This window comes from Bacillus thuringiensis, from assembly GCF_001182785.1.
Taxonomy (GTDB): domain Bacteria; phylum Bacillota; class Bacilli; order Bacillales; family Bacillaceae_G; genus Bacillus_A; species Bacillus_A thuringiensis_S.
Window position 1 is genome coordinate 3592554 of the sequence record NZ_CP012099.1, and the last position, 26049, is coordinate 3618602.

Consider the following 26049-nt stretch of genomic DNA (forward strand, 5'->3'; position numbering starts at 1 on the left):
ATTCCTCCTCTTACGCTTTCGCCTTATAAAGTAAATATAAGAAATACGGTACACCGACAATAGAAATAACGATTCCAACTGGTAGCTCTACAGGTGTGAAAACTGTTTTCGCAATAAAGTCTGAAGCAATTACAAGAAACATTCCGATTACGCCGCACGTAGGAATTATATACTTATGTTGAATACCGACAAGCCTTTTCGCTATATGCGGTGCCATTAAGCCAATAAAACCGATACTCCCTGAAACAGCAACACATGCGCTCACAAGCCCGATACTACTTAATAGTAAAATCGATTTCTCTCTTTCTACTGAAACACCTAAACTTGTAATACTCGTTTCTTCCAATTGAAATAAATCTAATAAATAAGCTTTCTTTTGTATAAGCGGAATTAAGATAATAAGCCATGGTAACATAGCCACAATATACTTCCAGTTCGCACTATATATGCTTCCAGACACCCACACTGCAGCCATTTCAAAATCAGTTGACTTCATTTTGAGTGATAAATACATAGAAAAGGCTCCAAATCCTGATCCAATTGCAATCCCTGTTAATAAAAGTCGCTGTGAATCTAATTTACCGTTTTTCCAAGAAAACAGATAAATGATGATAGCTGCACCTAATCCGCCTACTAAACCAAACATTGGCATCATCATAATAGAAACCCAGTCTGTGCTTTTTAATTGTCCTTGAAAGAAAAACATAAAAATGACGATCGCTGTTCCTGCTCCGGCATTTACGCCTAAAATACCTGGGTCCGCCAACCCATTTCTCGTAATCCCTTGAATAACGGCACCCGCAACACCAAGGCCTAATCCTACTAATCCAGCAATTATGATACGCGGAAGGCGAAACTCAAAAATAACTAAATCATGTTCTGGTACTGGATCAATTCTAAACAGTGTTTTAAATACATCTGTAATCGTAATGTCGAACGTACCATTTGTTAAACTAATATAAATAGCACATAGTATTAAAAATATAATAATCCCCATCGTCATTCCGAAACGTTGACTTGAACTTTTAAGCATGTCTCTCTCCTCCTCTAGTACGGATTAAATAAAGGAAGAAAGGAATTCCAATTAAAGAGGTAACGACTCCAATAGGTGTTTCAAATGGATAGTTTACAAATCTACTTAAAACGTCACATAACGCTAAGAAAACGCCACCAATAACTCCTGCACATGGCAAAATCCACTTATAATCTACCCCAATTATAAAGCGGGTAATGTGCGGAATAATTAAACCTACAAAACCAACTTTCCCCACTAAAGCAACTGCTGTTCCTGTTAAAAAGATAACTGATAAAATTGCCATCGCTTTAACTAGTTTTGTACGTTGCCCTAAATTAATAGAAACCTCTTCGCCTAATGAAAGAATGGTAATAGATTTTGATATTAACAGTGCTAAAATTATTCCAATTATCCCAAACGGTATCGTGATTTTAATGATATTAGGATCTACTTGATCTAACTTTGCATTAAACCAAAAACTAACATTTTGAGAAATTTGGAAATACGAAGCCATTGCAGCCGATACACTACTTAAAAATGTTCCAATAACTGTTCCTATAATCGCTAACCTAACTGGTGATAAGCCATTTTGAAGGAGCGAACCAAAACCAAACACGATACCGGCTCCTAGTGCAGAACCAATCATTGAACATAAAACCATACCAATTGATGACATTCCCGGAAGAAAAATCATGCTAAGTGTAATAACAAAGGCAGCACCATCCGTCACACCCATAATAGAAGGGGATGCAAGATAGTTTCTTGTCATCCCCTGCATAAGTGCTCCTGATATGGCTAGAAATGCTCCGACTAAAAGAGCTGCAACTACCCTTGGTAAACGTGAAGTAATAATAATATTATGATTTACATCGCTTGAATCAAAATGAAATAATGCGTTCCACACTGTTTCAGCGTCAATACTTTTTGCCCCATACAAAATCGAAAGTATAACTGTAAATAAGATGAGTATGGGTGCTATACATAATATAGTTACTGGTACTGCATTTGTTTTCTGCATATCATTCAACGCACCTTACTTATTGTATTATTTAGATAAATTTTTCACTGCTTCTTTTAAGAATGCTGTTTTACTCCAAGCTGTACCACCTTGTGCCATTGGGTCTACAACATTTACAAATACTTTCTTTTCTTTCGCAGCGTTCATACTTTGCCAAATTGGATTATTTTCAATGTCTTCTAGCACTTTCGGTTTATTATTTTCACTTGCCTCGTATTGTAAGAAGATATAATCAGGATTAACTTCAGCTAATTTTTCTAAAGAAATTTTTTCTTGTGCTTTTACCGTTTTAAGTTGTTCTGGAGCAGTTAGTCCAAGATCTTTATAAATTACGGGGTTAAAGTATACTCCTTCTGGGTATAGGAATAAGTCATTTGCTCTTAGTCTAATGACAAGTACTTTTTTATCTTTTAACTTATCTCCTAGTTTTGCTTTTGCTTTTTCAGCATCCGAATTGTAGTCTTTAATAATTTTTTCTGCTTTATCTTTTTTACCAGTTAATTCTCCCATTAACTTTAAGTTATCTTCCCAATTTGTTGAAACGTGTGATACCGGGAATGTAGGAGCTACTTTCGTAAACTTTTCAGCTGTTTCTGCTGGGAATTTCGTACTTGATGTAATAACGTCTGGTTTTAATTGAAGTAATGTTTCGAAATTTGGTTCCATTTTCTCACCAACAGATTTCGCACCTTCTAAATCTTTCTCAAGATACTTCGGTAATTTACCACCCACAGTAATGGCACCAACTGGTTTAATTCCAAGTACTGCCGCATCTTCCATTGACTCTAAACTAGCTGTCGCAATTTTATCTACTTTTGCTGGCACTGTATATTCTTTACCTAAATATGTAATTTTTCGCTTTTCATCTTTTTTCGTTTCCGTAGCTTTCGTCTGTTGTTTTTGCTCGCCTGAAGTTTTATCCGTACTATTACATGCCGCTAAACCTACACTTAAAACTGTAACCATCCCTAAAGTAAATAATTTCTTGTTCATCTTTATATGTCTCCTCTCGAATTTTCAAACTATATTCTCAATAAAATTTAACTATATGAATCTTGTCCCATATATATATTTCATTAGATTAATAATTTTATCCAGAACTCATTCTCGTTCACTTCCCCTAGACTATAATTCTTTTACACCTTCATCATTTGATAATCATTTTCACTGATAATGATTATCGTTACTAAGTATATATTTAATATAGAATTATTTCAAGAATGATTTGAAAAATTTTAACAAACTGAATAAAAAAAGAAGTATCCACCTAATATTAGGGAGATACTTCTTTTTTAGAAATTTATATGTAATTCAACTGGACAATGGTCTGACCCCATTACTTCACTATTAATTTTCACTTCTGTTATTTGGTCTTTCATTCTTTCCGAAACACAAAAATAATCTAAACGCCATCCAATATTTTTTGCTCTCGCTCCCATCCGATACGACCACCACGAATATGCACCTTCCTGATTAGGATAAAGATAACGATACGTATCAACAAACCCTTCTTCTAAAATACATGTAAATTTCTCTCGTTCCTCATCAGAGAATCCAGGGTTTTTACGATTACTTTTTGGATTTTTTAAATCGATTTCTTTATGAGCAACATTTAAGTCTCCACAAAAAATAACTGGTTTTTTCTCATCTAATCGTTTGATATATGACCTGAAATCATCTTCCCATTTCATTCTGTAATCTAATCTTTCTAATCCACGTTTTGAATTTGGTGTATACAACGTTATCATGTAAAAATCTTCGAATTCTAAAGTAATAAGTCGCCCTTCTTGGTCATGCTCTTCAATGCCTAAACCATATGTAACTGAAAGCGGTTCTTTTTTCGAAAAAATAGCTGTTCCTGAATATCCTTTTTTCACAGCATAATTCCAGTATGTATAATATCCCTCTAGATTTAAATCAATTTGCCCTTCTTGTAATTTAATCTCTTGTAGACAAAATATATCAGCACTTGATTCCTCAAGATATTCCAAAAATCCACCTTTTGCGATAACTGCTCGCAAACCATTTACATTCCATGAAATTAACTTCACTTTTAGCCCTCCTCTTGATGTTTATTTCCAAATTTCATGCTATCACAAAATAGAAAAACAATCATATTTCCACCTTTGTAATCTTGCTCTTACATTTATGAATACATACATACGCACTTTATTCAGGTTATACTAACTTCAGAGGTGATGTTCTTTGCACAATGAAGGAGTTACATTAACAAATGAGTATTGGCAAGCAATTATTCATAATGATTCTTCCTATGATAGCAAATTCTTTTATGCTGTGAAATCAACTGGAATCTTTTGCAGACCATCATGCAAATCAAGAATACCGAATAGAAACAATGTACGAATTTTTCATCATGCGGAACAAGCATTAAGTGAAAACTTTCGCCCGTGCAAACGTTGTAAGCCAAACGGGATCACTTTGCCTAATGAAGAGTGGGTAGAACAAATTAAAGACTATATCGAAAAGCATTATGACGAATCCTTAACTCTCGACATGCTTGCGGAAATGTGTCACGGTAGCCCTTTTCATTTGCAGCGTACTTTCAAAAAAATAATAGGGCTAACTCCTATAGAATATATACAACAATTCAGGGTTCTTAAAGCAACCGAATACCTTTTACACACAAATCAATCTATTAAAGAAATTAGTACTGCTGTCGGGATAGAAAACCCAGAGTATTTCGCAACTTTATTTAAAAAGAAAGCCGGATTTACTCCTACTGAATATCGAAAAAAGAACGAAATGAAAGAGGGATACGATAATGAATTCCTACAAAAATAATTATATATATTGGACGCTACTTACACATAAGAATTGGCGATTTCATATTGCTGCAACTGAAAATGGACTATGTTTCATTGGATCACAAGATGAAAACTTTGAAGAATTAAATATATGGGCTAGAAAAAAACTGCCCCAACATATATTGATCCATAGTCCAGATTACTTGCAAATATATACGAAAGAAGTTATCGAGTATTTAGAAAACAAGCGAGAAACTTTTACATTCCCTATCGATGCTTATGGAACTAATTTTCAATTATCTGTTTGGAATACGGTACGTGAAATTCCTTATGGAAAGACATATTCTTATACAGAAATTGCTGAAAGAATTCAAAAACCTACAGCTGTGCGCGCCGTTGCTTCCGCTATTGCTGCTAACCCTCTTCTTATTACAATTCCTTGTCACCGCGTTATTGGGAAGAGTGGGAAACTAACCGGATTTAGGGGTGGATTAGACATGAAGAAAAAATTGCTTGCATTAGAAAAATTGCAGGTGGAATTCATATGACAGCAGAATATAATAGCGCATTATCTGTAGCAGTTCCGAAAGAATTTTGTTTCCAAGAAAATTTACGCTATCTATCACGTTCGAACAATGAATGTATGTTCCATATTGAAGACAACAAAATTTATAAAGTTATCCCTGTTCAAGATGTAAATCCTTTAGTTGAAATTAGTTTGAATACTGATGGCAATATTCAAATACGTTGTTTAGAAGAATCATATACATCTGAAAAATCGATACGTGAGGCTGTAGCCAACTATGTAAAAGAATGGTTTGATTTAACTACTGATTTAGCCCCTTTTTATACATTAGCTAAACATGATTTACTCCTTCAAGGACCAATTGAACAATATTATGGCCTTCGTAATTTAGGTATTCCAGACTTATTTGAGGCACTTTCCTGGGGAATTATCGGTCAACAAATTAACCTAGCATATGCTTATACACTAAAAAGAAGATTAGTTGAGCAATTTGGAAGTTATGTAGAATGGGACGGTAGAAAACATTGGATTTTCCCATCACCTGAAACAATTGCAAATCTACATCTAGAAGATCTCCAACAATTAAAAATGACGACTAGAAAATGTGAATATTTAATCGGTATTGCGAAGCTTATTACAGAGAGAAAACTGTCAAAAGAGGAGTTACTACAAACACAAAATATAAAAATTGCTGAAAAACAGTTAACTGCTATCCATGGTATCGGCCCATGGACTGCCAACTATGTTTTAATGCGTTGTTTAAGATTTCCTTCAGCTTTTCCAATTGATGATGTTGGTCTGCATAATGCAATTAAATTTATAATAGGCTCCGAAAATAAACCGACTAAAAATGAAATAAAAGATTTTGCAGCAAACTGGGCTAATTGGGAGTCTTATGCGACTTTTTATTTGTGGCGAGTACTATATTAAAAGAACCAAGTAGCACATTCGTACTACTTGGTTCTTTTTTAAGCTTGCTCCTCAAAACGTCTTGCAATTTCTACAATAACTTGAACAGCTTTTTCCATAGTATCTACCGAAACATACTCAAATTTACCGTGATAGTTTTCACCACCAGTGAAAATATTCGGCGTCGGTAATCCCATATATGATAATTGTGATCCATCTGTACCTCCGCGAATCGGGTGAATATTTGGTTCAATATCTAAACTTTTCATTGCTTCATATGCAATATCAACAATTTCTCTTACCGGTTCAATTTTTTCCAGCATGTTATAGTATTGATCATTCATTTCTAAAACGACTGCATCTTCGCCATACTTTTCTTGCATATTCTTCACAATATTTTTAACGTTATTTTTACGCGCTTCAAAATTTTCACGATCAAAGTCTCGAATAATATAATACGCTTTACTTTGCTCAACATCACCATTTAAAGAAAGTAAGTGATAGAATCCTTCATAGCCTTCTGTATATTCTGGTGCCTCTTCTACTGATAAATACCCGTTAAACTCCATAGCCAGTTTAGTTGCATTGCGCATTTTATTTTTCGCTGTTCCAGGATGTGTATTCGTTCCGTTAAACGTTAACTTAGCACCTGCAGCATTAAAACTTTCATACTCTAAACCACCTAATGGACCTCCATCCATCGTATAAGCGAATGATGCACCAAACGCCGCTACATCAAAATGCGCTGGCCCACGACCAATTTCTTCATCCGGTGTAAATGCTACTCTTATTTTCCCGTGCTTAATTTGCGGATTATGTATTAAATAGTTCATTGCAACCATAATTTCTGTAAGACCAGCTTTATCATCTGCTCCTAGAAGTGTTGTACCATCAGTTGTAATAATGGTATGTCCTTTATATGATGGTAATTCTGGGAACTGCTCTGGTGTTAGCACAACATTTAGTTCTTCATTTAACGTAATTGCATTACCATCAAAATTTTCATGAATTTGTGGTTTGACGTTTTTCCCCGTAAAGTCTGTTGCCGTATCTAAATGAGCTAAAAATCCGATTACAGGAACATCCTTGTCCGTATTAGCTGGAAGTGTTGCCATTACATAGCCATTATCATCCATCGTTACTTCTGTTAACCCAATTTCTTTTAGCTCTTCCACTAATAACTTACCAAACTCAATTTGTCCTGGTGTTGTTGGTACTGTATTGCTTTCTTCATTTGATTGCGTATCAATTTTTACATATCTCGTAAATCTTTCAATAAGTTCTTGTTTCAAGTTCATTCACTCCCTTTTATGTTTCTCTCTCCATTATAATCCTTAAAACGAAATATTTTAACTTTTTTGACTGTGAAGATGTATATTTCATTTGCATTGTTAACACATTTAAACAAATGATAAAAAGACATAATATTTGTACATTAAAACCGGAACAGGTAACATACATAATTATAAAATATGGGAGGTTTTAAAGATGAGGCTAACTCTCTTTCGCTATTTTCTTTTTTTCTTAGGATTAATTTTCTTTGGCCTTGGAAACGCTCTTGCAGTCAAAGTTAAATTTCTAGGCTTGCACCCTTGGGAAGTTTTAAATATGGCTCTCTACCAAAAGTTTGGATGGACCATCGGTACGTGGAGTGTCATATGTGGGTTATGTCTCGTTCTAATATCTTTACTAGTAGATCGAAAATATATAAATGTGGGTACATTTTTGAATGCACTACTTATCGGTCCCATTATGGACTTTTTCTTACAATCAAACATGCTTCCAGACGCTAGTAATTATTTATGGATAAACTTACTCATTTTATTTTCTGGTATTGCCATTACAGGTATCGGGGGAGGTATGTACGTTGCGGCTGGGATTGGCGCTGGCCCCCGTGATGGATTCATGCTTACTATTTCCGACAAAACAGGACTTTCTATTAGCCGTGCTAGAATCATAGTAGAATGTATTGTACTAGTTATTGGATTTATGCTAGGAGGTCCTGTTTTCATCGTAACTTTTCTGTACACCTTTATTCAAAGTCCAATCTTTCAGCAAGCATTTAAGATGTTTCAAACACTTTTACATACTTTACATAACAAAAAGAAAATTAGTGAACATATTTAAAGTACAGCTTAATACAAATAAATTCACCCTATTTACGACTCTCACCGCAAATAGGGTGTTTCTGTTTTTATCTCGCAATTTAAGAATATATACTACTCATTTACAATAAAAGTATATACATCATCATGAATACAGCCATTTACTTTAATCACATACTTCCCAGGTTTATTAAAACTAATTGTGTATTTATTTAACTGAATTGCTTCTTTATCTCCAGAAAGAATATCAATGCTTCTGCCACTTAATACATACAATTCACTTAGGTTCATCGTTACATCAATTGTATTAAAATTTTCCACTTTCACTTGCTGTGCTTCCGCAACGCTTACACTTGGTTCTAAAAACAGTAGTCCACTTAATCCAATTGTCCCCGCCAAAGCAACTCCCGCAAACTTTTTAATCTGTTTCATTACAATGACCTCCTTATAGATTTTGCGTAAAGGTGATGTCCCCCCTTACACCACAAAGCCTATATGTAATGAAATGAAAAGTAAACGGGGACTGTAAGACAAAATTCTACATCTTTTTCTCCTATTGAATATAAATCCAACGTTTGGAGTTTTGACATATTTAAAATTGTTTCCCTAAACCAATTTCCCCATAATTTATTCAAATACTGAATAATTACTTATTGATTTAACATTCTAAAAATAGTTGATAAAGATGCTTTCTATTCAAAAAAAGACTTTGCTATAAAAGTAACTTTTACAACAAAATCCATGCACCTAATTTTATTCCGCTTTCCATAATCTCTCTACATTCATTAATTGTTCTTCTTTAAACTCCATCTTATATATATCCGGTTTTGACGTATTCATTAAAAATTCAAAACCATATTGTTTATCAAAATAGTTCATCATTACTGTCATGACAAGCCCATGTGTACCAATTACAATTTTGTGTCCTTGAAAATCCATTAAGATTTCTTTTAATACTTTCACTACTCTTCTCTGGCAATCTGCATACGACTCTCCTTCCGTTCTTGCAAAATCCGGATTAGAGAACATCTTCTGTACAAGTGGATACACCTCTTTGTCTGATATAACCTGATCCTCACTTAAAAACATACACTCTTTAAGATTTTCATATACTACTATTTCTTTTTCATGGAAATTAGCTGACTCCTCTATCGTTAACATAGCCCGATTATAGGGACTGGAAATAAAAGTATCAATTCTCTCCGCTTTTAATATATCATTTACTCTACGGGCATCCATATGTCCCTTCTCAGTTAACCCGCGCATTCTTTCATTTCCTTCTAGTTTTAGTGATTCACCATGTCTAACCATATAAATATATGTGCTCATAATTTCTCCTTAAAATTGTTTATTAGTTAATAAATCACGTTCATTTATCCCATTTCAACACTTAAGCGTAATACTAAAATACTTTATAAAACGTGCTGATTTGTTCGTCTAATCCATTCTCCTACTAAACTTTCAAATAATTCAGGTTGTTCAATTTGCAAATTATGCCCTGCCATATCTAACACTGCTAATGTTGCCCTTGGATATTCTTCAATAATTTCTATAATATTTTGATAACCTACTGATATATCTTGTCTTCCAGTCAGTAAAAGAACGGGCTTTTCATATTTTTCACGCTGAAAATCCATAGTAAGAGAGTAATTCTTTTGCAACCTTTCAATAAATTCATAATTAGCAACATCTAACCCAGGCTTAATTTCTTCTTTAAATCGCGTATATGTATATTGATTTGCTATTACAGCTAACTCACAAAATTCCTCTCTTTCCGTGGAAGTAAGCGTATTTAAAAATTCCTCATCTTGTACAATTACCTGTTTATCTGGAAGAATCCTTTTTTCTGGCTCCGCTACAACAACAGGACATACTAATAGTAATCCGCTAACTCTCTCAAACATCTTTGTAAGTATACCTTTGGCTAAATAGCCTCCATATGATTCTCCTATTAATAAAAATTTTTCAGTAGAAATGATTTCCTCAATAAATGTGATAAGCACTTCTACTATACGATCTGAACTATTTACCCAATTTGGAGCATTCGATTTTCCCATACCAGGTAAATCAATATATATTCGCTTATAACCTTCATATTTCTGAAATACTGATTCCATACATTTCATCATTAACCTATGGTCAGGGGAGCAGCCATGTATGATAATGACCGGTTTACCCTCTCCCACAATTTCATAGTATATTTCTGCATCTTTAATTCGATATATCATAAGAAACCCTCCCTATTTAGTGGCAATACTATCTACTCTGTAAGAATACACGTTCTTATTTTACATCCTTTCTCAACATTTTCACAAATGTTAATTTTCAGATTTTAAAAAATAAAAATCTCATATAAAAAAAGATCCTCATCATTTTATATGCAATTTTGCATCTCCACTTACAAATCACTAAAAAAACTTTACAATTCAAAGGATGACTAAATATACAATTTCTATTTAAAGTCTTGATACCGTCTATACTATCAACCGAAATATTTTTTCAACTTTAAGAATACTTATACTCTTTAACACTTTCCTTATAAACATGATTTTTATAAGGAAATCTGATACAATTCTTAAATAATATTATTATGTATAGATATAACGAACATAGTGCATAATTAAAGAAGGTGATTTCATTGAAATTAAATAAAAATTTGCAATTATGTATATTAATCGGAACATTAATATGCTATTCAATCTATTTTATGTTTTTCTATCTGTTCCCTACTCATTTTTCAAATTCAGATGTACGCTTCGCTTCACTTATCGTCGAAGCCATTACATTTGTATCACTGATCTACTCTATATATTCTAAAAAAGTCAGTTCAAATCCGTTTTGGATATGTATTACAATAGCAATTGGTAGTTTTTTATTAGGGAAAATAGTATATACATATCAAGATAGCTTCTTCGAAATTCCAATAGATCGTTTTACTATTTCTGATGTATTTTACATGTTTTTTCTACTTTTCTGTCTTATCGCTTTCTCCTATAAAATTTTAAAGGAATGCAATAAATGGGAAAAAGCATTCTTTATTTGTGATATATGCATAGTGCTTACTTCCATATTCACATTAGAATGGTATTTATTTAATCAGCCAAATTTAAATATATTCGCTCTTTCACTAGGAGATGTTTTCCTTTCATTTTTATACCCAATTGCAGATTTATTATTTCTACTGCTAGGCGTTAGTCTCTTTTTCCGTCCAACAATTTTTAATTCCAAACGGAAAATTTATATCTTTATTTTTGTATTAATAAGTTCTGCAACTTTTAACTATATTTATTTTTACTTAAATAACCACTTATCAACTGAAACGATAACATTATTACGTCTTTTATATAGAATACCTATATTACTTATTGCAATAGCTGGCTCTATTTCAGAAGATCATAATAGCCATAAAAATTATTTCATTGTAAACCCTATAATAGGGAAAAAAGCTTTAGTTGTATTTCCCTATCTTGCTGTTGCAATACTAATCGGGTTTACATTAAAAGAACAAACATCATCTTCAACTCTCATTACAGGAAATTGTATTACTTTTATTTTCGTACTCATTCGTCATTCTATCGTACGTATGCAAAACAACTCCTTAACAAAACGTTTGCAGGCATTTAATGCCCAACTAGAAGAAAAAGTTACTGTACGGACGTCTGATTTAGTTCATAAATCAGAGGCTCTTTCTCAAAAACAACAAAAGTTTAAATCATTATATGAATATCATCCTGACCCTATTTTCACCATTGATTTAAACGGAACATTCTTAAATGTAAATAAGGCTGGGAGTGTACTACTTGGGGCACCAACGGATGAGTTACTAGGTGAAACTTGTTTTTCGATCATTTTAGATGAAGATAAGCATAAGCTAGCATTGGCATTAGAAAAAGTGAAACAACAAGAATCGGCATTCTTACAACTTAGTTCTCAATATAAAGATGGCTTTACTTATTTTTTATACGTTACAATCATTCCTATTATAATAGACGGACAAATTTCAGGAAGCTATATTATGGTGAAAGATATTACTGCACTAAAAAAACAGCAAGAAGAAATAAAATATTTAGCATTCCATGACACTGTAACGAAAATTGGGAACCGTGCCTTTTTCCATAAGAAATTAAAGAGAGTTATAAAAAATGCTAAAATAACAGAAAGCGAGTTTGCATTATTATATTTAGATTTAGATCGCTTTAAAGCAATTAACGATACACTTGGACATTCATCAGGAGATTACATATTAGAAGAAGTAGCAAAGCGATTCCAATCATGTCTTCCATCACATACTCATCTTTCAAGAATCGGTGGCGATGAATTTACAATCATAATTGAGAACTATACTGACGAAGATTACTTATTCCAATTATGTAACCAATTATTTGAATGCATGAAAAAGTCATTTATCATACATGAGCATAAATTAACTTTATCACTGAGTATCGGCATCGCTATTTATCCACATTCCGGAATCGATACCGCTACACTTCTGAAAAACGCTAATGTTGCAATGTATGATGCAAAAGCAAAAGAGCTTAACTCTGTCTCTATTTATGACGATGTAATCGCTAAAAAAATTGAAAGACGATTACGATTAGAAAAAGATTTACCAAACGCACTACAAAATGAAGAATTGTTCCTTTTGTATCAACCTCAAGTTGATAGTGAATCTAATAAAATTATCGGTGCAGAAGCTTTAATTAGGTGGAATCATCCTGAATTAGGTATTATTTCTCCATACGAGTTTATTCCGATTGCAGAAGAAACACTACAAATTATTTCAATAGGAAAATGGACATTAGAGCAGGCTTGCAAGCAAATGAAACGTTGGCACGCACTCGGATACTCACATTTAAAAATAGGTGTAAATTTATCTGCTAAAGAATTTGAACAAGAGGATTTTGTAAAATCTATTTCTTCTACTTTAACAAATACAGGTTTACCAGCAAGCTCTCTTGATCTTGAATTAACAGAGCGAATTGCAATGATGGATGAGCGAGAAACATTGATAAAACTACGTACACTAAAAAGTTTAGGGATTCACATTTCAATCGACGACTTTGGTACAGGTTATTCTTCACTAGCCTACTTACCTTTGTATCCAATTGATACGTTAAAAATCCCGAGAGAATTTATTACAATGTCTGAAACATGTGATGATGGAATGGAAATTATTAAAACGATCATCACATTAGCAAATACATTAGGAATGTCTGTCATTGCTGAAGGTGTAGAAACGAAAGAGCACGTAAATTTCCTTCAAAAAAATAAATGTCAGTTTATTCAAGGTTATTATTACAGTAAACCTATTCATATTAATGCATTTACTGAGCTATTAGAAAACGGTATTCGCCCATAGTACATGGCTAATTGGAATAAATAATAATGAATTTGAACAAATATAGTAAAAAGGAAAGAAGATACCTTCTTTCCTTTTGTTTTTCTATTTACATTTCTATTACTTCACCACTTCATTTATTATATCTATTAAATGATGAATCCCCTCATCATTTGTTTTCTTATATCCATTCATGTTTTGAATATATTTCTCCTTATTTGTATACAACTTATTTACTGCATGTATAAATGTATTCGTACTTACTCTGTCTTGGAGTATAACTTCCGCATATCCTTGCCGTGAAAAATATTCAGCATTTAAAACTTGATCTCCCCTACTGGAACTGTTAGTTAACGGGATAAGCAACATCGGTTTCTTTAAAAATAACAATTCAGAAATAGCAGTAGAACCCGCTCTTGAAACTACAACACTTGCCATATTTAGTATATGCGGCAACTCATCGCCTATATATTCAAATTGCATATACCCCTCCATGCCAATAGATTGGTCTACCTTCCCTTTACCACATATATGAATAATATTAAAGTTTAATAGTATTGTATCTAAACATTCCCTTACCATATCATTTATCCACTTAGCACCTTGACTCCCACCCATAATTAATAATACTGGTTTATCTTGCTGAAATTCACAATATCTTCTTCCTCTTAATACGTTACCCTTCTCAATTTCTTCCCTTACAATCGGTCCTACATAAACCTTCTTCTCATTACTTACATTTTCTCCTGTCTGAGGAAATGTTGTGCATAGCTTTGTAGCAAAAGGTAATGCTATTTTATTGGCAAGTCCTAATGTGCTATCTGGTTCACGTATAATGATAGGCACACGATTTAACCATGCTCCTATAGCTACAGGAACTGAAACAAATCCTCCTGCTGAAAAGATAACGTCAGGCTTTGTTTTCTTAATTAATTTATAACTTTGTAAACAACCTCGTATAATTTTAAAAGGATCTTTAAAATTTTCCCAATCCCAATATCTCCTAAGCTTGCCCGTTGAAACACTATTGTATTTAACATTTTGCACTAATGATTTTTCAATTCCATTTTTGGATCCAATATACTCGACTCTCCATCCTTGCTCTATAAATTTAGGAATTAATACAATATTAATCATAACGTGTCCGGCTGTACCGCCCCCAGTAAAAAGAATCGTTTTGCTCATAACTTATACCCACCTTTATTATTAAAAATCTAGCTTTATATTTACCTTTTAAATGTAAATAAACTTATTATTTTTTATATAAATCTTTAACTCCACCTCTATATCTTGTAAAAGATCTTTAATGAGTTCATAAAAATCATTTCCATACTCACTACACTCGTATTGAGCAAAGATTTGAATCACATATCTAGTTTCCGTCTCTAATGCTGACTTTATTTGATTAACTCTTTTTTCTTCTACATACGCTTGATATTTATGTATTGCCTCATAAAGACGCAATACATGCGCTTCTTCATCTCTCCAATCCAACGTATCAACAATTGAAAGAAATAGCGTATTTTGATTATCTATTACTTCATAACCATTCATATATTTCTTACACCCTTTTTTGTTTTTCATTGAATGCAGATGTCACTACACTTCGCATACTCAAGTACATCTTTTAATGATTGATGAAATTCAATTTCTGGAATCCAACCTAACTTTTTTATTTCCTCTATTGCTAAACTCTCATTTGAGTCGCTCCCTCTTTTCTCTGTTTCCTCTATAAAAAAATTTAGCTGTGTTAATTCTTTATATTGTTCTAGTACATCTAATAAAGACCGTTTTACTCCTGATCCGATATTATATTGTTTTCCATTTATTCCATCTCGTAATAACAAATGATACGCTTTAATCGCATCACGTACATCTAGAAAATCTCTACTATCTTTCAAACTGTTTACTTCAATAATGGCTTTACTTCTACCTGATTCTATATCTATCATTTTCTTTGCGAGAATCGAGCAAATGCCATTCGATTCCCCTGGACCAATTAAATTTGAGGGCTTTGCAATGATAATATTTGAATCCATTAATCCTCCCCAAGCCTCTGCAATAATGACTTGCATCGTTTTACTTAAACTATATGGATTTGAAATTTTTATTTCGTTCATACTATCTGCTTGCAAAGCCGATCCTATAACTAATGTTCTACAATGCGAGGCTTCTTGCTTAATTGCTTCTAATAAATATAACGTTCCTATTACATTAATCTCTATATACTCAAGAGCAGCTGTCCAAGATTCTATAACTGAATTCCTTCCTGCTAAATGCAATACGTAGTCTGGCTTTATTTGTTTCATTACCTTCATTACTTCGCTCTTATTAGTTAAATTACAAGTAATACCATTTCTAATTTTTTCTCTATGTGCACGATTTTGAAACATAGGAATTACATGAAAGCCCTGCTCTAAAAAATATTGGCAAGCATGACGTCCTGTGAAACCATTTGCACCAGTTATTAAAAGGCTCGCATTTTTTTTCATCGTAAAAACCCTCCTTTTAATAACATTTGTTTCACCTCATGTTTTGCAAGTAAGTCTTGTTGAGAACTAAAACTCTTTACATCCACAAGCGGATAGCTAGCATAATATTCTTGAAGCCCTTCTATAGGAATAGTCGGTAGTACTACAAAATAATTTTGATCAAAACTTATACTTGTTTTACTCTCTACCTCAGATAAAAGCATTTCACTTAATTTTTCACCCGGTCTTATCCCTACCTCTTTTACCTTAACGTTTTCTTTTCCTGAATATTCAATCAATACTTCTGCTAAATCTGTTATTTTACATGCCGGCATTTTCATAACAAAGATTTCCCCGCCTCTACCTTGATATACGGCTTTAAATAACAATCCAACAGCATCTTCAACTGTTAAGAAAAATCTAGTCATATTCGCATCGGTAATCCCTACTTGTGAAGATTTTTTAATTTGTTGTTTAAAAAGCGGTACTACACTTCCACTCGTCCCTAAAACATTTCCACCACGAACACAAATGAATTTTGTTTTCTTCGTTTGCACATTCGCATGAACCATTAACTTTTCACCAATTGCTTTTGTCATCCCATACGTATTTGATGGATCGGCTGCTTTATCCGTTGAAACATATATAACTTTCTCCACTTGCATCTGTATAGATGCTTCAATTACATTTTGCGTACCATGTATATTGGTTTTTATAGCTTCATAAGGATAATACTCACATACTGGAACGTGTTTTAAAGCTGCAAGATGGAAAACATAATGTACGCCTTGGCATGCATAGACTAGTTGATCCTTGTCACGAATATCTCCAATAATAAATTTTAATCTATCATCATTTATAAACTGTTGCTGCATTTCAAACTGAACCGTTTCATTTCTTGAAAAAATCCTAATTTCTTTCGGTGATTTTTCTAATAGTTGTTTTATAAGTTCATGTCCCCACGAACCTGTACCACCAGTAATTAAAATTATTTTATTTAGCATTCCTTTTCCTCCTACCAAACACTTCAATTAAAATTGTATTTATAAAATTTATTGAATTATTTTCAATTGATTCAAATCATAATCGTCGTTTGTTACATTTAATTGACAAAATAAAAAAACAGAAACTATTAAACATAGTTTCTGTTTTTCATTTCACCTTACAACAGCAAATTTTTTTATACTGTTTGCATGATAACTACATTCCTTGTAAAAAAACACCGCTCATTTATTTCTTATACTCGTAATAAAATACATAGAATGATTCATAGCCAATAATCATGTTTAAATTTATAAAAAAAGGGAGGTAACGGAATGTACCGAAGCAATTCAAATCATACATATAACGGACTTTCCAAAGCACTGCCTCTCTCTCTATTCGATGTAAAGAATGAATTAAAACAAAAAAGCAAGATCATGCCTTCTGGCACGATTTATAAATTAACAAAAGAAGAGCAACTCATCATCAACAAAATAAAAATACAAACAGAACAGCTAAATAAAAATAATGTTACAAGAACACGCGCATACTACCAATTTTACATTCAATATCCAGAAATACATTGGGCACTACTTGGGCATATGGTATCACGTAACGGCGGTTGGAATATGACTGATTTAAAGGGTGATTTATATACGAGAATTTTATCAGAGAAAGATCAACTCATATTTTTTTCTTTTTTAGAAAGAGGGAATTGGCTCATTTTCCAAGATGTATATCCTCAATTTTTGCTTTACGAACAAAGTGTAAAAAGATCACAAAAGCTATTTCACCTTCTCCCTCGCCTAAACGTTTCTACATTTATGGAAACGATGTGGAACGATTTTTGGAAAACAGGTAATAAAAAAACATTAGCGATTGCAACTATTATTAATGAACAAAACTACTTAGAAAAAAGAGTGATTCAAAATGTACACTTTCAAAAGACTGTACTAAATAGTATTGGATTTAAACTCTTTGATTTTTTTCAGTTTAATCATATCCTTTTCCCATTCTACGAAAATGATAAGAGACAAAAAGTATTACTATTTGGTGATACAATGAAACATTTCACTTCCTTACATGAACGAATCTTAATCGGAAAAAGGTTGTATTCATTATTATTTCGGGATACACATGTTTTATCTCAAATAATTAGCTGGGCTCAACACCATCCGCATACAGGATCAAGGAAAGATTACTGGCCTCATTTATTTTCAAGTGTAAATGAATCTTTTTCCCGTGAGTTTTATAAGCGCCGAATAAAGAAATGCCAGTTACGTAGCGGCGCTTATCGTATATACAGCCCTGAGCTCATCTATGCATGGCGAGATATGAAACATGAAGAAGGTGACAGCGAAGATTGGTTTACCGATTGGCAAGTTGTAAATTACTTAGTTGATAAGGAGGAAAATATACATGGACAAATTACAGAAGACTACTGCAAAACACTCGAAAAAATTGAACTCGCAATTCTCGCGAAGAAAAACGTCCTCCTTAGAGAAGAAGAATGATTTTCTAGCATTAATAGTTACAATCTTTCTCTCTTCTATTATTGGAACTTGCTTAGATGCTTTTTTTGTTCATAAACAAATATATTCCTTTCCGGCTAGGCCCTTCTCATCCACATTTTCGGTTAATATAGCTTTCACATTGTTCGTACTGCCGATTTCAACCATTATCTTTATACACATTTCAAAAAAATTATCTAAAGTTTCTAGAATTCTATTTATTATTTCAATTGGTATTTGCGCTAGCCTTTTTGAACAAATTGCTGAAAGTTTAGGTTTATTTGTACATAGTACAAATTGGAACCATACATATTCTTTATTTGGTTATATGATTTTTCATTCTTTTATTTGGAACGTATATAACTGGATAAAAAAATAAAGAGGCCATTATAGGTCTCTTCTTAAGCATACTCTTCCGTTATTGCTAATGGTGCCAATGTTTGAAGGCTTTTAGAGCGTAAACGATAGGCAACGATTTTTTTCTTATATTGCTTAATGACATCAACATGTTCCTCATAGCTATATAGAGAAAATCTAATCTCTTTATTCCCTTTCTTCGTATCAATGACTATTGGTGTCCCTTCTCCGTGCGGCGGGAAATAATGTTTATCTAAAAACAAAGCCTCATTAAATTCATGAATAACATGTAGTTTCATTTCTCCCTCTAAATTTTTTCCATCTATCGATATAGAAGTATTTTCCGCCTCAAGCTTTTGATGCAATTCAAATTTACTAATAATTGATTCTACAACAGAAGTGGGCATGCTAGAAACTAATACTTTAATAGCTCCAAAAACAAATAATGTAACTATAAACCATGTTGTCATTGTTATCATCTCCATTACATTTAAAAAATAAATTTCGTTCCATACGGTATTAGTATACTAATGAGTATTCCAGTTACAATCATCGTTACCGAACCGATAGTCGCTTCTTTCTCGCCTTCCTTCACTAAACGGCTCACACCAATAATATGTGATGCACAGCCCATTCCAACTCCTTTTCCAATCGTACTTGTTATACTACAAAGCTTAAGTACTGTTGGTCCGATAATAGCACCTGTTATTCCTGCAACAACTACAAAACTAGAAGTCATAGATGGAATACCTCCAATTTGATCCGCTAATGAAAGAGCAATAGGCATCGTTGCTAATTGTGGTAGAGTAGTTAATATAAGTTCCTTATCTATATTTAAAATCCCACCAATCACTACATTCATACTCGTTACAGCCACTATACCTATCACTACACCGATAAGTATCGATAAAAAATTTTTAATAAGTATCTTTCGCTCTTTAAATAGAGGTATGGCCAATGCTACAATTGCAGGGCTCAATAAGCTTGAAAGAATGTCTCCCCCATTTTCCCTATACTCATGATGAGAAATACCAAAAATCAAAAATAAACAAATCATAATTGCCGTAACTGTTAACACCGGTAACGTAAATGCAAACGTAAATTTTTTATATAACTTTGTCGCCAAGAAATAAATTGCTACAGTAATAATAATTAAGACCATTTGAATCGTGCACCTTGTCGATTTTATTTTTTTGATGTTACTAATAATTGACTTATATACCCTGAAACAATCAAAGTTACTACAGTACTTGCAACTACTAAAAGGAATATAATACTCCCCTTACTTAAAAGAAAAGACCCGTATTCCATCAGCCCTGTTGTCGAAGGGATTAAAAATAACGGTAAAAATACGATTAACTTTTCCGCACCTAACTCAAACCATTTTAACGGTAAAACACGAGTGGAAAGGAGCAGGAACAGCATTAACATCCCTATTAAACTTCCCGGTATTGATAGATGGAATATTTCCTGAATCCACGTACCCACTAAGCTAAATATATATAGCACGCCTACTTGAAGTAAAAGCGTCACGTACTTCATTTCTTTCCCTCATTTCACTATCACACATCCATATTATGAAATCTCATTTAGCGTGTCGGCAAACCGTTTAATTCCAAGTTGAATTTGTTCTATATTCGCTCTACCAAACGTAAATCGTATATATTCATTTTTCGAACCTAAAACACTGCCCGGAACAAATGCGACACCATTCCGTATAGATTCACCTAATAAGTGATATTCATCAAACTTTCCTTTCACTTTACACCATACATGTATTCCACCCTCTGGCACGAAACATTCAACTCGGTCTCCCAATGTTCCTTCAAGCTCTGCAATTAATTCATCTCTTCTTTGCTTCAATTGTCCACGAAGTATCGTAATATGTGTATGAAAATCCTTTGATTCTAAAAATTGATTTGCTACCCACTGCGTAAATACACTATGGCCAAAATCAACTTGTTGCTTTGCATCTGCTAAACGCTCAATTACGCGTGTAGGACCAATTATCCATCCAATACGTAATCCTGATGCAACAATTTTTGATAATGAACTTATATAAAGAACATTTCCATTTTGGTCCATTGATTTTAATGTCGGGTTCACTTCTCCATTAAAAGAAATTAAACTATACGGATCATCTTCTACAATTGGTATACCAAACTCAGAAGACAGTTCTAAAATCTTTTTACGTCTCGCTAATGAAAGCACAGTACCTGTTGGATTTTGATAATCTGGATTCAAAAAGACCATACGAATACGATGCTTTTTGTGCAAATCGATTAAGTCATCTGGATTCATTCCATGCTCATCAACAGGTAAATGAAATATGTTTAAACCGGCCGATTTAAACATTGGAAGTGAAAAACAATATGAAGGATCTTCAATCGCAATCGCATCGCCAGGTTTTAATAAACATTGAACGATAAGATTAAGCGCCTGTTGTGCTCCAGACGTAATAAGAATAGAGCTTGAATCTGCTTCAATTTGTTTATATTGCTGAACATGTGCTGCAATTGTTTTTCTCAACATCTCATTTCCAAGTGGATGGTCATAGCCGAGATTTTCCATAAATGTTTTCTCCGCCAAAATTGTTCGAAATCTATCACTCGGAATTAATTCTGGTGACAGTTCACCACTCGCTAAATTAATTAAATCATCTTTTTGTGTTTCCGTTCGAATTTGTTGAACAAGTGGTACGTTAGGTAAGAACGATCCATCCTCCACGTACCTACCCCAGTTCGGTATTCGTTTATGTGAGACACCCCATATGTCTGTATTAACCCGTGTTCCGCTTCCCTTTTGCCGTTCTACTACTCCAAGTGATTTTAATTCTTCATACGCAGCTACTATTGTACTCCGGTTCACCTCTAATTCCTTTGCCAATATACGCTCAGAAGGTAACTTACTATCAGAAGGAAATTCACCTGAAGAAATGCCTCTTTCAATATAATCAGCAATTTGTTTATATACAGGTGTCTTATCTGCACGATTTGGTTTCCATTCCATCTAGTTCCCTCCTTTCAAAACGAACTATCCTCATTTTTTACTAACAGTATTCACCGTAAAAATAGTATTAATTAGTCACATTTTCTTATCCGTAAATGGATATATCCAAAATGGTTCTCTTTCTGATTACTCAATAGCTTCTGAAATTCCAACTTCATACTCTCATTTCCAGTTCTTTTACAAACTATCAAATCATTACCGCATACCATGTTACCCCAACTAGTAGAACAAAAAGAAGAAGAATATAGATTGCAGATAAGTTTTTCACATTTCTTTTTGTAGACTTACCGTAATTCTCCTCCACGTTTCTTGCAACTAGTACAGTCCCAAATAGCGATACAATTACAATAATAACGACTAGTGAAATTGCAAAACTCATTGTCTTTTCACCTCTCTAAGACCCATCTATTTTAATTAAAGAACTTACATAAAAACCTTCCTCTTTAAAACGTTGATAACATACTACCTTTCTTCTCTTATCATAATAGATGTTTGCAAAAAGCGGACCAACCACTTTCGTGTTTTTTTGCTCATCCACTTCAAAAATAAAAAGCAACTAATCACTTAGGACCAGTTGCTTTTTTACACGATAATTTTTCATTTAAAATTAATTCGATTTAAAAGTTTCGCCTTTTCATAATGAAACATCGACTGAGATAACTCGAAAATTGTTCCATTTACAAGATACACTGTATTTTCAATAAGAAGCGCCGGATCACCTTCATTTAATTCTAAAAGCTGTGCATTTTCTTTATTTACTTTTTCACAACTAATAACTTTATCAGCAAAACCAATATTTAATCGTAAATCTTCAATGAAATAACTGTATACAGAGCTTAATGCTATTTCTTCGTTCAAATATGGAATAATATCCTTTTTGAAATAACTTATTTCAATAGAGAATGGTTTAGCATCTACAATTCTTAAGCGCTTCAAAAAATACAACCTAGTTCCAGTTTCGCATTGCATCCGCTTTGCTATCTCTTCGTCCGCATCTATTACTTCAAGCTCTAACACTTTCGTTTCAATATTTTGTGAAACAAGATTTTTCGTTAATCCACGTAAACTTCCTAAATTAATGTAATCTGTTACAGAAGTTTCGCGTAAAAACATGCCACTACCTTGCACTTGAAAAATATAACCTCTATTCACAAGCTGACTAATTACTTTACGTATCGTATTACGGCTTACTTCAAATCGATTCATCAACGCTTCTTCTGTAGGTAGTTTTTTCGTTTCATTAAAAAGCCCATCTCGAATGTTTTGCTCTAACACATCTGCAATTTGTTTATACTTTGCACTCATACACTTTCTCCTAAAATACTCTTTTATCTGTTATAACTCTTCCCCTCTCGTTTCGATCACACGTTTATACCAATGAAACGAAAGTTTCTTCTTACGTTTTAAGTTATCATTATGATCGACAAAAATAAAGCCATATTGCTTTTTATATCCATTTAACCAACTTAAAAGATCAATCACTGACCATGCATAATAACCTTTTAAGTTAATTCCCTCTTCAATTGCACGCTTCATTACTTTTAAATGCGCTTCAATAAATTTAATTCTCGGAACATCTACAATTTCTCCGTCAATGATTGGATCTTCATCACCAAGTCCATTTTCCGTTACATACATCTTTATGTCACCGTAACGCGCTTTCAACATATGCAATCCCTCTAAGAAACCTTCGGGAGATATTTCCCATCCCCATTTTGTATATGTTTTATCATCCATTTTAACTGTTCGATAAAAACCATCAAAAGAAGGGTTACCTGGAGCAAGCGTTGAGTTTTCTCGAGAATGTCCCTCACTCTTTATATCCATATCGTATCTTTCTACTCGTATTGGTTGATAATAATTCAAGCCAATAAAATCATTTTCTTCTGCATTTTGTTTAATGATTTCTAATTCTTCAACCGTCCAATTAGGAGTCCATCCTTTTTCCTTTAATTGTTGTACAACATAAGACGGATACTCGCCTTTTAAAATTGGATCATAATACCAATACGTTTCATATTCATTCGCATGATTTGCTGCTCGTATATTTTCTTTTTGATCATCCACACTATAAGCAGGTAAGAAAACATGTGTAATCCCAATCTCACCATATTGTTTCAGCTGCTTGTACACCGCAACTGTTTTCGCATGTGCATAAAATACATAATGAGTCGCTTGAAAATACTTTGGAACATCATTTTGGATTCCTGGTGGATGTGCACCTTTTAAATAACCTAATCCACAAAACATTACTGTCTCATTAAAAGTAATCCAATGCTTAACTCTGTCACCAAATGCCTTAAAACAAGTTTCTGCATATTTTACGAAAGCCTCTGCTGTTCTTTTATTCGTCCATCCACCATCTTTTTCTAACGGTAATGGTAAATCCCAATGATATAAAGTGACAAACGGCACAATCCCGTATTTTAAACATTCATCAATTAAGTTGTTATAAAATTCAATCCCTTTTTCATTTACCTTTCCATCTCCAGTCGGCAATATTCTCGCCCAAGAAATAGAAAAACGATACGATTCTAATCCCATCTCAGCCATTAAGCGAACATCTTCCTTATATCGATGATAATGATCAACAGCTACATCACCATTTGTTCCATTGTATGTTTTGCCAGGAATTTTTGAAAACTCGTCCCAATTCGTAACACCTTTTCCATCTTCATTCCATGCACCTTCTACTTGATAAGAAGCTGAAGCAGCTCCGAATAAAAAATCATGTGGAAACTTCATAGTATATACCTCCATTTCATTACAACAAATCAAATTCATTCACATATATAAAATTTATAGGTACAAATTTTATATGTATGATTATATCTTATGTTTTTATTTTTTTCTATTATAAAAGTACAATTTCTATTGTTGGTTATTGGAAAAGAAAAAGAAGCGATATATTTTATCGCTTCTTACTCTCATCATCTTTATTCTTTTATTAATGACTTATTCGCTCTTATAACTTCTTGATACAATAATGGTGACCACTTTTCATTTATGTAGTCTTGAATTACCCAGCCTACTCTTGTAGGATTCTTTTGTTTTATATCGTTTGCAATTTCAGGATTTATATAAGAAGCGTAGTAATATGGACTATTCCATGCTGTACCACCAGAAGACAAGCTTGTAAAATTAATATATAGATGATTTAAATCCTCGCTATTGTTCATCGTTTCATCCATCGTATCTTTAATAGATTTTACTTTCTCATCATAATTCACTTTATATTTATCTTGTACTGTTACATTTACATTTTGGTTTACAGTTGTGGTAAACGTCTCATTATCTGGCCAATAAAAATTATTATATCCTCCAGATTCATTACTACCACTATATCTTTTTAGTAGTACAATTTTCCCACGAGCATCTCCAAGTTTTATATTTCCTTCTGTTTTTAAAAAGATAGGATCAACAAAATAATTTTTTTCAAACGTACTAATAAATGAACCTTCTGCCCCTTTCATATCCTCATACTCTTTTTTTAAAGACATAATAATTGTTTCACTCGGGTTATCTTTTAAAAATTGTTTCGCTTCATTTATGAATTCATGCAGTGTTACGTAAAGATATAATGGCCCATGATGAAGAACTATCGTATTATCATCTGTTAAACGTCCTCTTATATCAAAAATGCGAGCTCCATGGTCCATTTGATAGCGAAAATCATATTCTTGCGTCATTCCCCACACTTGCTTAATCGGATTTTGCAACTTGAACGTCCCACTATCGTGTGTTCCTGGAATTGAAATTCGTGCTAACGGGATATTATCAGGTATAGGTTGCATCCATTTTGACCAATTTTCAAGCTCATTAACAGAGCTAGCTGCAACTACTCTCTTATCATGTAAAGCAAATACAAATGTGATAAATATTGTACTACATATGAATAATTTCAAAATTAACTTCTTATTGCTCATTATTATCCCTCACTTTTTCTGTTTTTACATCAAACTTATTGAATATAATATAAGCTAGTTCATAAAAAATAAATAACATTTCATCAATATGAAATATTGCATAGAAGTAAAGTTAAAA

At 33.0% G+C, this 26049-nt stretch carries 27 protein-coding genes; 7 read left to right on the forward strand and 20 right to left on the reverse strand.

Features of this window, described 5'->3' with window-relative positions:
* Positions 1–10: 10 nt before the first annotated feature.
* The 4 genes from AC241_RS18420 to AC241_RS18435 all read right to left on the reverse strand — a co-directional run bounded on the left by AC241_RS18420 (position 11) and on the right by AC241_RS18435 (position 4084).
* On the reverse strand, positions 11–1033 hold the full coding sequence (locus AC241_RS18420; RefSeq protein ID WP_016080584.1) for a FecCD family ABC transporter permease: 1023 nt from the start codon (positions 1031–1033) through the stop codon (positions 11–13).
* On the reverse strand, positions 1026–2033 hold the full coding sequence (locus AC241_RS18425) for a FecCD family ABC transporter permease (RefSeq protein WP_001173064.1): 1008 nt from the start codon (positions 2031–2033) through the stop codon (positions 1026–1028). The genes AC241_RS18420 and AC241_RS18425 overlap by 8 nt, the downstream gene beginning before the upstream one ends.
* A gap of 27 nt (positions 2034–2060) precedes the next feature.
* Entirely contained in the window at positions 2061–3026 is a 966-nt protein-coding gene (locus AC241_RS18430; RefSeq protein ID WP_016080583.1) for an iron-hydroxamate ABC transporter substrate-binding protein, read from the reverse strand.
* A 299-nt stretch (positions 3027–3325) separates the two neighbouring features.
* Positions 3326–4084, reverse strand: a complete 759-nt coding sequence (locus tag AC241_RS18435) for an exodeoxyribonuclease III (RefSeq protein WP_050844439.1) — start codon at positions 4082–4084, stop codon at positions 3326–3328.
* 154 nt (positions 4085–4238) lie between these two features.
* Between AC241_RS18435 and AC241_RS18440 the strand changes: the two genes are divergently transcribed.
* From AC241_RS18440 to AC241_RS18450, 3 genes are read left to right on the forward strand one after another with little or no spacing between them, the layout of a single operon-like run.
* The gene (locus AC241_RS18440) at positions 4239–4835 is read left to right on the forward strand and encodes a bifunctional transcriptional activator/DNA repair enzyme AdaA (protein ID WP_050844440.1); all 597 of its coding nucleotides are present in this window, start codon (positions 4239–4241) and stop codon (positions 4833–4835) included.
* Positions 4816–5346: a methylated-DNA--[protein]-cysteine S-methyltransferase gene (locus AC241_RS18445; RefSeq protein WP_043936363.1), complete on the forward strand. Its 531-nt coding sequence runs from the start codon at positions 4816–4818 to the stop codon at positions 5344–5346. The genes AC241_RS18440 and AC241_RS18445 overlap by 20 nt, the downstream gene beginning before the upstream one ends.
* Positions 5343–6254, forward strand: a complete 912-nt coding sequence (locus AC241_RS18450) for a DNA-3-methyladenine glycosylase 2 (RefSeq protein WP_043936364.1) — start codon at positions 5343–5345, stop codon at positions 6252–6254. The genes AC241_RS18445 and AC241_RS18450 overlap by 4 nt, the downstream gene beginning before the upstream one ends.
* Before the next feature lie 38 nt (positions 6255–6292).
* Here the strand turns inward: AC241_RS18450 and pepT are convergent, their stop codons facing one another.
* Positions 6293–7525, reverse strand: coding sequence for a peptidase T (gene pepT, locus AC241_RS18455; protein WP_043936365.1), 1233 nt, complete (start codon positions 7523–7525; stop codon positions 6293–6295).
* A gap of 196 nt (positions 7526–7721) precedes the next feature.
* On the opposite strand from pepT, the gene AC241_RS18460 reads away from it, so the two are divergent.
* On the forward strand, positions 7722–8360 hold the full coding sequence (locus tag AC241_RS18460) for a YczE/YyaS/YitT family protein (protein WP_043936366.1): 639 nt from the start codon (positions 7722–7724) through the stop codon (positions 8358–8360).
* 92 nt (positions 8361–8452) lie between these two features.
* Here the strand turns inward: AC241_RS18460 and AC241_RS18465 are convergent, their stop codons facing one another.
* The 3 genes from AC241_RS18465 to AC241_RS18475 form a co-directional block, all read right to left on the reverse strand.
* Positions 8453–8770 carry a hypothetical protein gene (locus tag AC241_RS18465; RefSeq protein ID WP_029443086.1) on the reverse strand — a complete coding sequence of 106 codons (318 nt, stop codon included), beginning with the start codon at positions 8768–8770 and terminating at the stop codon, positions 8453–8455.
* 321 nt (positions 8771–9091) lie between these two features.
* A complete protein-coding gene (locus AC241_RS18470; protein WP_043936367.1) occupies positions 9092–9667 on the reverse strand; it encodes a histidine phosphatase family protein in 576 nt (191 codons plus the stop codon).
* Positions 9668–9750: 83 nt separating this feature from the next.
* Positions 9751–10566 (reverse strand): alpha/beta fold hydrolase, encoded by an 816-nt coding sequence (locus AC241_RS18475; protein ID WP_016080574.1) that lies wholly within the window; start codon positions 10564–10566, stop codon positions 9751–9753.
* Between the two features lie 410 nt (positions 10567–10976).
* Here AC241_RS18475 and AC241_RS18480 point away from each other — a divergent pair, with 410 nt between their 5' ends.
* Complete coding sequence (locus AC241_RS18480; protein ID WP_029443087.1) at positions 10977–13697, forward strand: sensor domain-containing protein; 2721 nt, start codon at positions 10977–10979, stop codon at positions 13695–13697.
* 99 nt (positions 13698–13796) lie between these two features.
* Here the strand turns inward: AC241_RS18480 and AC241_RS18485 are convergent, their stop codons facing one another.
* The 4 genes from AC241_RS18485 to AC241_RS18500 are packed head-to-tail and all read right to left on the reverse strand — an operon-like array spanning position 13797 to position 17151.
* Positions 13797–14861: an undecaprenyldiphospho-muramoylpentapeptide beta-N-acetylglucosaminyltransferase gene (locus AC241_RS18485; RefSeq protein ID WP_050844441.1), complete on the reverse strand. Its 1065-nt coding sequence runs from the start codon at positions 14859–14861 to the stop codon at positions 13797–13799.
* 48 nt (positions 14862–14909) lie between these two features.
* The gene (locus AC241_RS18490; protein WP_016080571.1) at positions 14910–15260 is read right to left on the reverse strand and encodes a DUF6572 domain-containing protein; all 351 of its coding nucleotides are present in this window, start codon (positions 15258–15260) and stop codon (positions 14910–14912) included.
* Complete coding sequence (locus AC241_RS18495; RefSeq protein ID WP_050844442.1) at positions 15257–16168, reverse strand: SDR family oxidoreductase; 912 nt, start codon at positions 16166–16168, stop codon at positions 15257–15259. The genes AC241_RS18490 and AC241_RS18495 overlap by 4 nt, the downstream gene beginning before the upstream one ends.
* Positions 16165–17151 (reverse strand): UDP-N-acetylglucosamine 4,6-dehydratase family protein, encoded by a 987-nt coding sequence (locus AC241_RS18500; protein ID WP_050844443.1) that lies wholly within the window; start codon positions 17149–17151, stop codon positions 16165–16167. The genes AC241_RS18495 and AC241_RS18500 overlap by 4 nt, the downstream gene beginning before the upstream one ends.
* A 312-nt stretch (positions 17152–17463) precedes the next feature.
* Between AC241_RS18500 and AC241_RS18505 the strand changes: the two genes are divergently transcribed.
* Positions 17464–18642: a DUF2515 domain-containing protein gene (locus AC241_RS18505; RefSeq protein ID WP_043936372.1), complete on the forward strand. Its 1179-nt coding sequence runs from the start codon at positions 17464–17466 to the stop codon at positions 18640–18642.
* Positions 18548–19018, forward strand: a complete 471-nt coding sequence (locus tag AC241_RS18510; RefSeq protein WP_080117121.1) for a CBO0543 family protein — start codon at positions 18548–18550, stop codon at positions 19016–19018. The genes AC241_RS18505 and AC241_RS18510 overlap by 95 nt, the downstream gene beginning before the upstream one ends.
* Positions 19019–19040: 22 nt before the next feature.
* On the opposite strand, the gene AC241_RS18515 is transcribed toward AC241_RS18510, so the two are convergent.
* The 8 genes from AC241_RS18515 to plcA form a co-directional block, all read right to left on the reverse strand.
* On the reverse strand, positions 19041–19466 hold the full coding sequence (locus AC241_RS18515) for a YfmQ family protein (protein ID WP_043936373.1): 426 nt from the start codon (positions 19464–19466) through the stop codon (positions 19041–19043).
* Positions 19467–19486: 20 nt separating this feature from the next.
* A complete protein-coding gene (locus AC241_RS18520) occupies positions 19487–20158 on the reverse strand; it encodes an LrgB family protein (RefSeq protein ID WP_016080566.1) in 672 nt (223 codons plus the stop codon).
* Between the two features lie 23 nt (positions 20159–20181).
* Positions 20182–20538: a CidA/LrgA family holin-like protein gene (locus AC241_RS18525; protein WP_029443094.1), complete on the reverse strand. Its 357-nt coding sequence runs from the start codon at positions 20536–20538 to the stop codon at positions 20182–20184.
* 33 nt (positions 20539–20571) lie between these two features.
* Positions 20572–22005: a MocR-like pyridoxine biosynthesis transcription factor PdxR gene (pdxR, locus tag AC241_RS18530; RefSeq protein WP_029443095.1), complete on the reverse strand. Its 1434-nt coding sequence runs from the start codon at positions 22003–22005 to the stop codon at positions 20572–20574.
* Positions 22006–22192: 187 nt separating this feature from the next.
* Positions 22193–22384, reverse strand: coding sequence for a hypothetical protein (locus tag AC241_RS18535; RefSeq protein WP_000006459.1), 192 nt, complete (start codon positions 22382–22384; stop codon positions 22193–22195).
* Positions 22385–22602: 218 nt separating this feature from the next.
* The gene (locus AC241_RS18540; RefSeq protein WP_016080562.1) at positions 22603–23310 is read right to left on the reverse strand and encodes a GntR family transcriptional regulator; all 708 of its coding nucleotides are present in this window, start codon (positions 23308–23310) and stop codon (positions 22603–22605) included.
* A gap of 30 nt (positions 23311–23340) precedes the next feature.
* Positions 23341–24750, reverse strand: coding sequence for a glycoside hydrolase family 1 protein (locus AC241_RS18545; RefSeq protein ID WP_029443096.1), 1410 nt, complete (start codon positions 24748–24750; stop codon positions 23341–23343).
* Positions 24751–24941: 191 nt separating this feature from the next.
* On the reverse strand, positions 24942–25931 hold the full coding sequence (gene plcA / locus AC241_RS18550) for a phosphatidylinositol diacylglycerol-lyase (RefSeq protein ID WP_029443097.1): 990 nt from the start codon (positions 25929–25931) through the stop codon (positions 24942–24944).
* Between the last annotated feature and the right edge of the window lie 118 nt (positions 25932–26049).

Bases quoted from the DNA above. Each gene is read 5' to 3' on its own strand.
- AC241_RS18420 (WP_016080584.1), bottom strand. From the start codon at position 1,033: ATGCTTAAAAGTTCAAGTCAACGTTTCGGAATGACGATGGGGATTATT.
- AC241_RS18425 (WP_001173064.1), bottom strand. From the start codon at position 2,033: ATGCAGAAAACAAATGCAGTACCAGTAACTATATTATGTATAGCACCC.
- AC241_RS18430 (WP_016080583.1), bottom strand. From the start codon at position 3,026: ATGAACAAGAAATTATTTACTTTAGGGATGGTTACAGTTTTAAGTGTA.
- AC241_RS18445 (WP_043936363.1), top strand. From the start codon at position 4,816: ATGAATTCCTACAAAAATAATTATATATATTGGACGCTACTTACACAT.
- AC241_RS18450 (WP_043936364.1), top strand. From the start codon at position 5,343: ATGACAGCAGAATATAATAGCGCATTATCTGTAGCAGTTCCGAAAGAA.
- AC241_RS18460 (WP_043936366.1), top strand. From the start codon at position 7,722: ATGAGGCTAACTCTCTTTCGCTATTTTCTTTTTTTCTTAGGATTAATT.
- AC241_RS18465 (WP_029443086.1), bottom strand. From the start codon at position 8,770: ATGAAACAGATTAAAAAGTTTGCGGGAGTTGCTTTGGCGGGGACAATT.
- AC241_RS18470 (WP_043936367.1), bottom strand. From the start codon at position 9,667: ATGAGCACATATATTTATATGGTTAGACATGGTGAATCACTAAAACTA.
- AC241_RS18475 (WP_016080574.1), bottom strand. From the start codon at position 10,566: ATGATATATCGAATTAAAGATGCAGAAATATACTATGAAATTGTGGGA.
- AC241_RS18485 (WP_050844441.1), bottom strand. From the start codon at position 14,861: ATGAGCAAAACGATTCTTTTTACTGGGGGCGGTACAGCCGGACACGTT.
- AC241_RS18490 (WP_016080571.1), bottom strand. From the start codon at position 15,260: ATGAAAAACAAAAAAGGGTGTAAGAAATATATGAATGGTTATGAAGTA.
- AC241_RS18495 (WP_050844442.1), bottom strand. From the start codon at position 16,168: ATGAAAAAAAATGCGAGCCTTTTAATAACTGGTGCAAATGGTTTCACA.
- AC241_RS18500 (WP_050844443.1), bottom strand. From the start codon at position 17,151: ATGCTAAATAAAATAATTTTAATTACTGGTGGTACAGGTTCGTGGGGA.
- AC241_RS18505 (WP_043936372.1), top strand. From the start codon at position 17,464: ATGTACCGAAGCAATTCAAATCATACATATAACGGACTTTCCAAAGCA.
- AC241_RS18510 (WP_080117121.1), top strand. From the start codon at position 18,548: ATGGACAAATTACAGAAGACTACTGCAAAACACTCGAAAAAATTGAAC.
- AC241_RS18515 (WP_043936373.1), bottom strand. From the start codon at position 19,466: ATGACAACATGGTTTATAGTTACATTATTTGTTTTTGGAGCTATTAAA.
- AC241_RS18520 (WP_016080566.1), bottom strand. From the start codon at position 20,158: ATGGTCTTAATTATTATTACTGTAGCAATTTATTTCTTGGCGACAAAG.
- AC241_RS18525 (WP_029443094.1), bottom strand. From the start codon at position 20,538: ATGAAGTACGTGACGCTTTTACTTCAAGTAGGCGTGCTATATATATTT.
- pdxR (WP_029443095.1), bottom strand. From the start codon at position 22,005: ATGGAATGGAAACCAAATCGTGCAGATAAGACACCTGTATATAAACAA.
- AC241_RS18535 (WP_000006459.1), bottom strand. From the start codon at position 22,384: ATGAGTTTTGCAATTTCACTAGTCGTTATTATTGTAATTGTATCGCTA.
- AC241_RS18540 (WP_016080562.1), bottom strand. From the start codon at position 23,310: ATGAGTGCAAAGTATAAACAAATTGCAGATGTGTTAGAGCAAAACATT.
- AC241_RS18545 (WP_029443096.1), bottom strand. From the start codon at position 24,750: ATGAAGTTTCCACATGATTTTTTATTCGGAGCTGCTTCAGCTTCTTAT.
- plcA (WP_029443097.1), bottom strand. From the start codon at position 25,931: ATGAGCAATAAGAAGTTAATTTTGAAATTATTCATATGTAGTACAATA.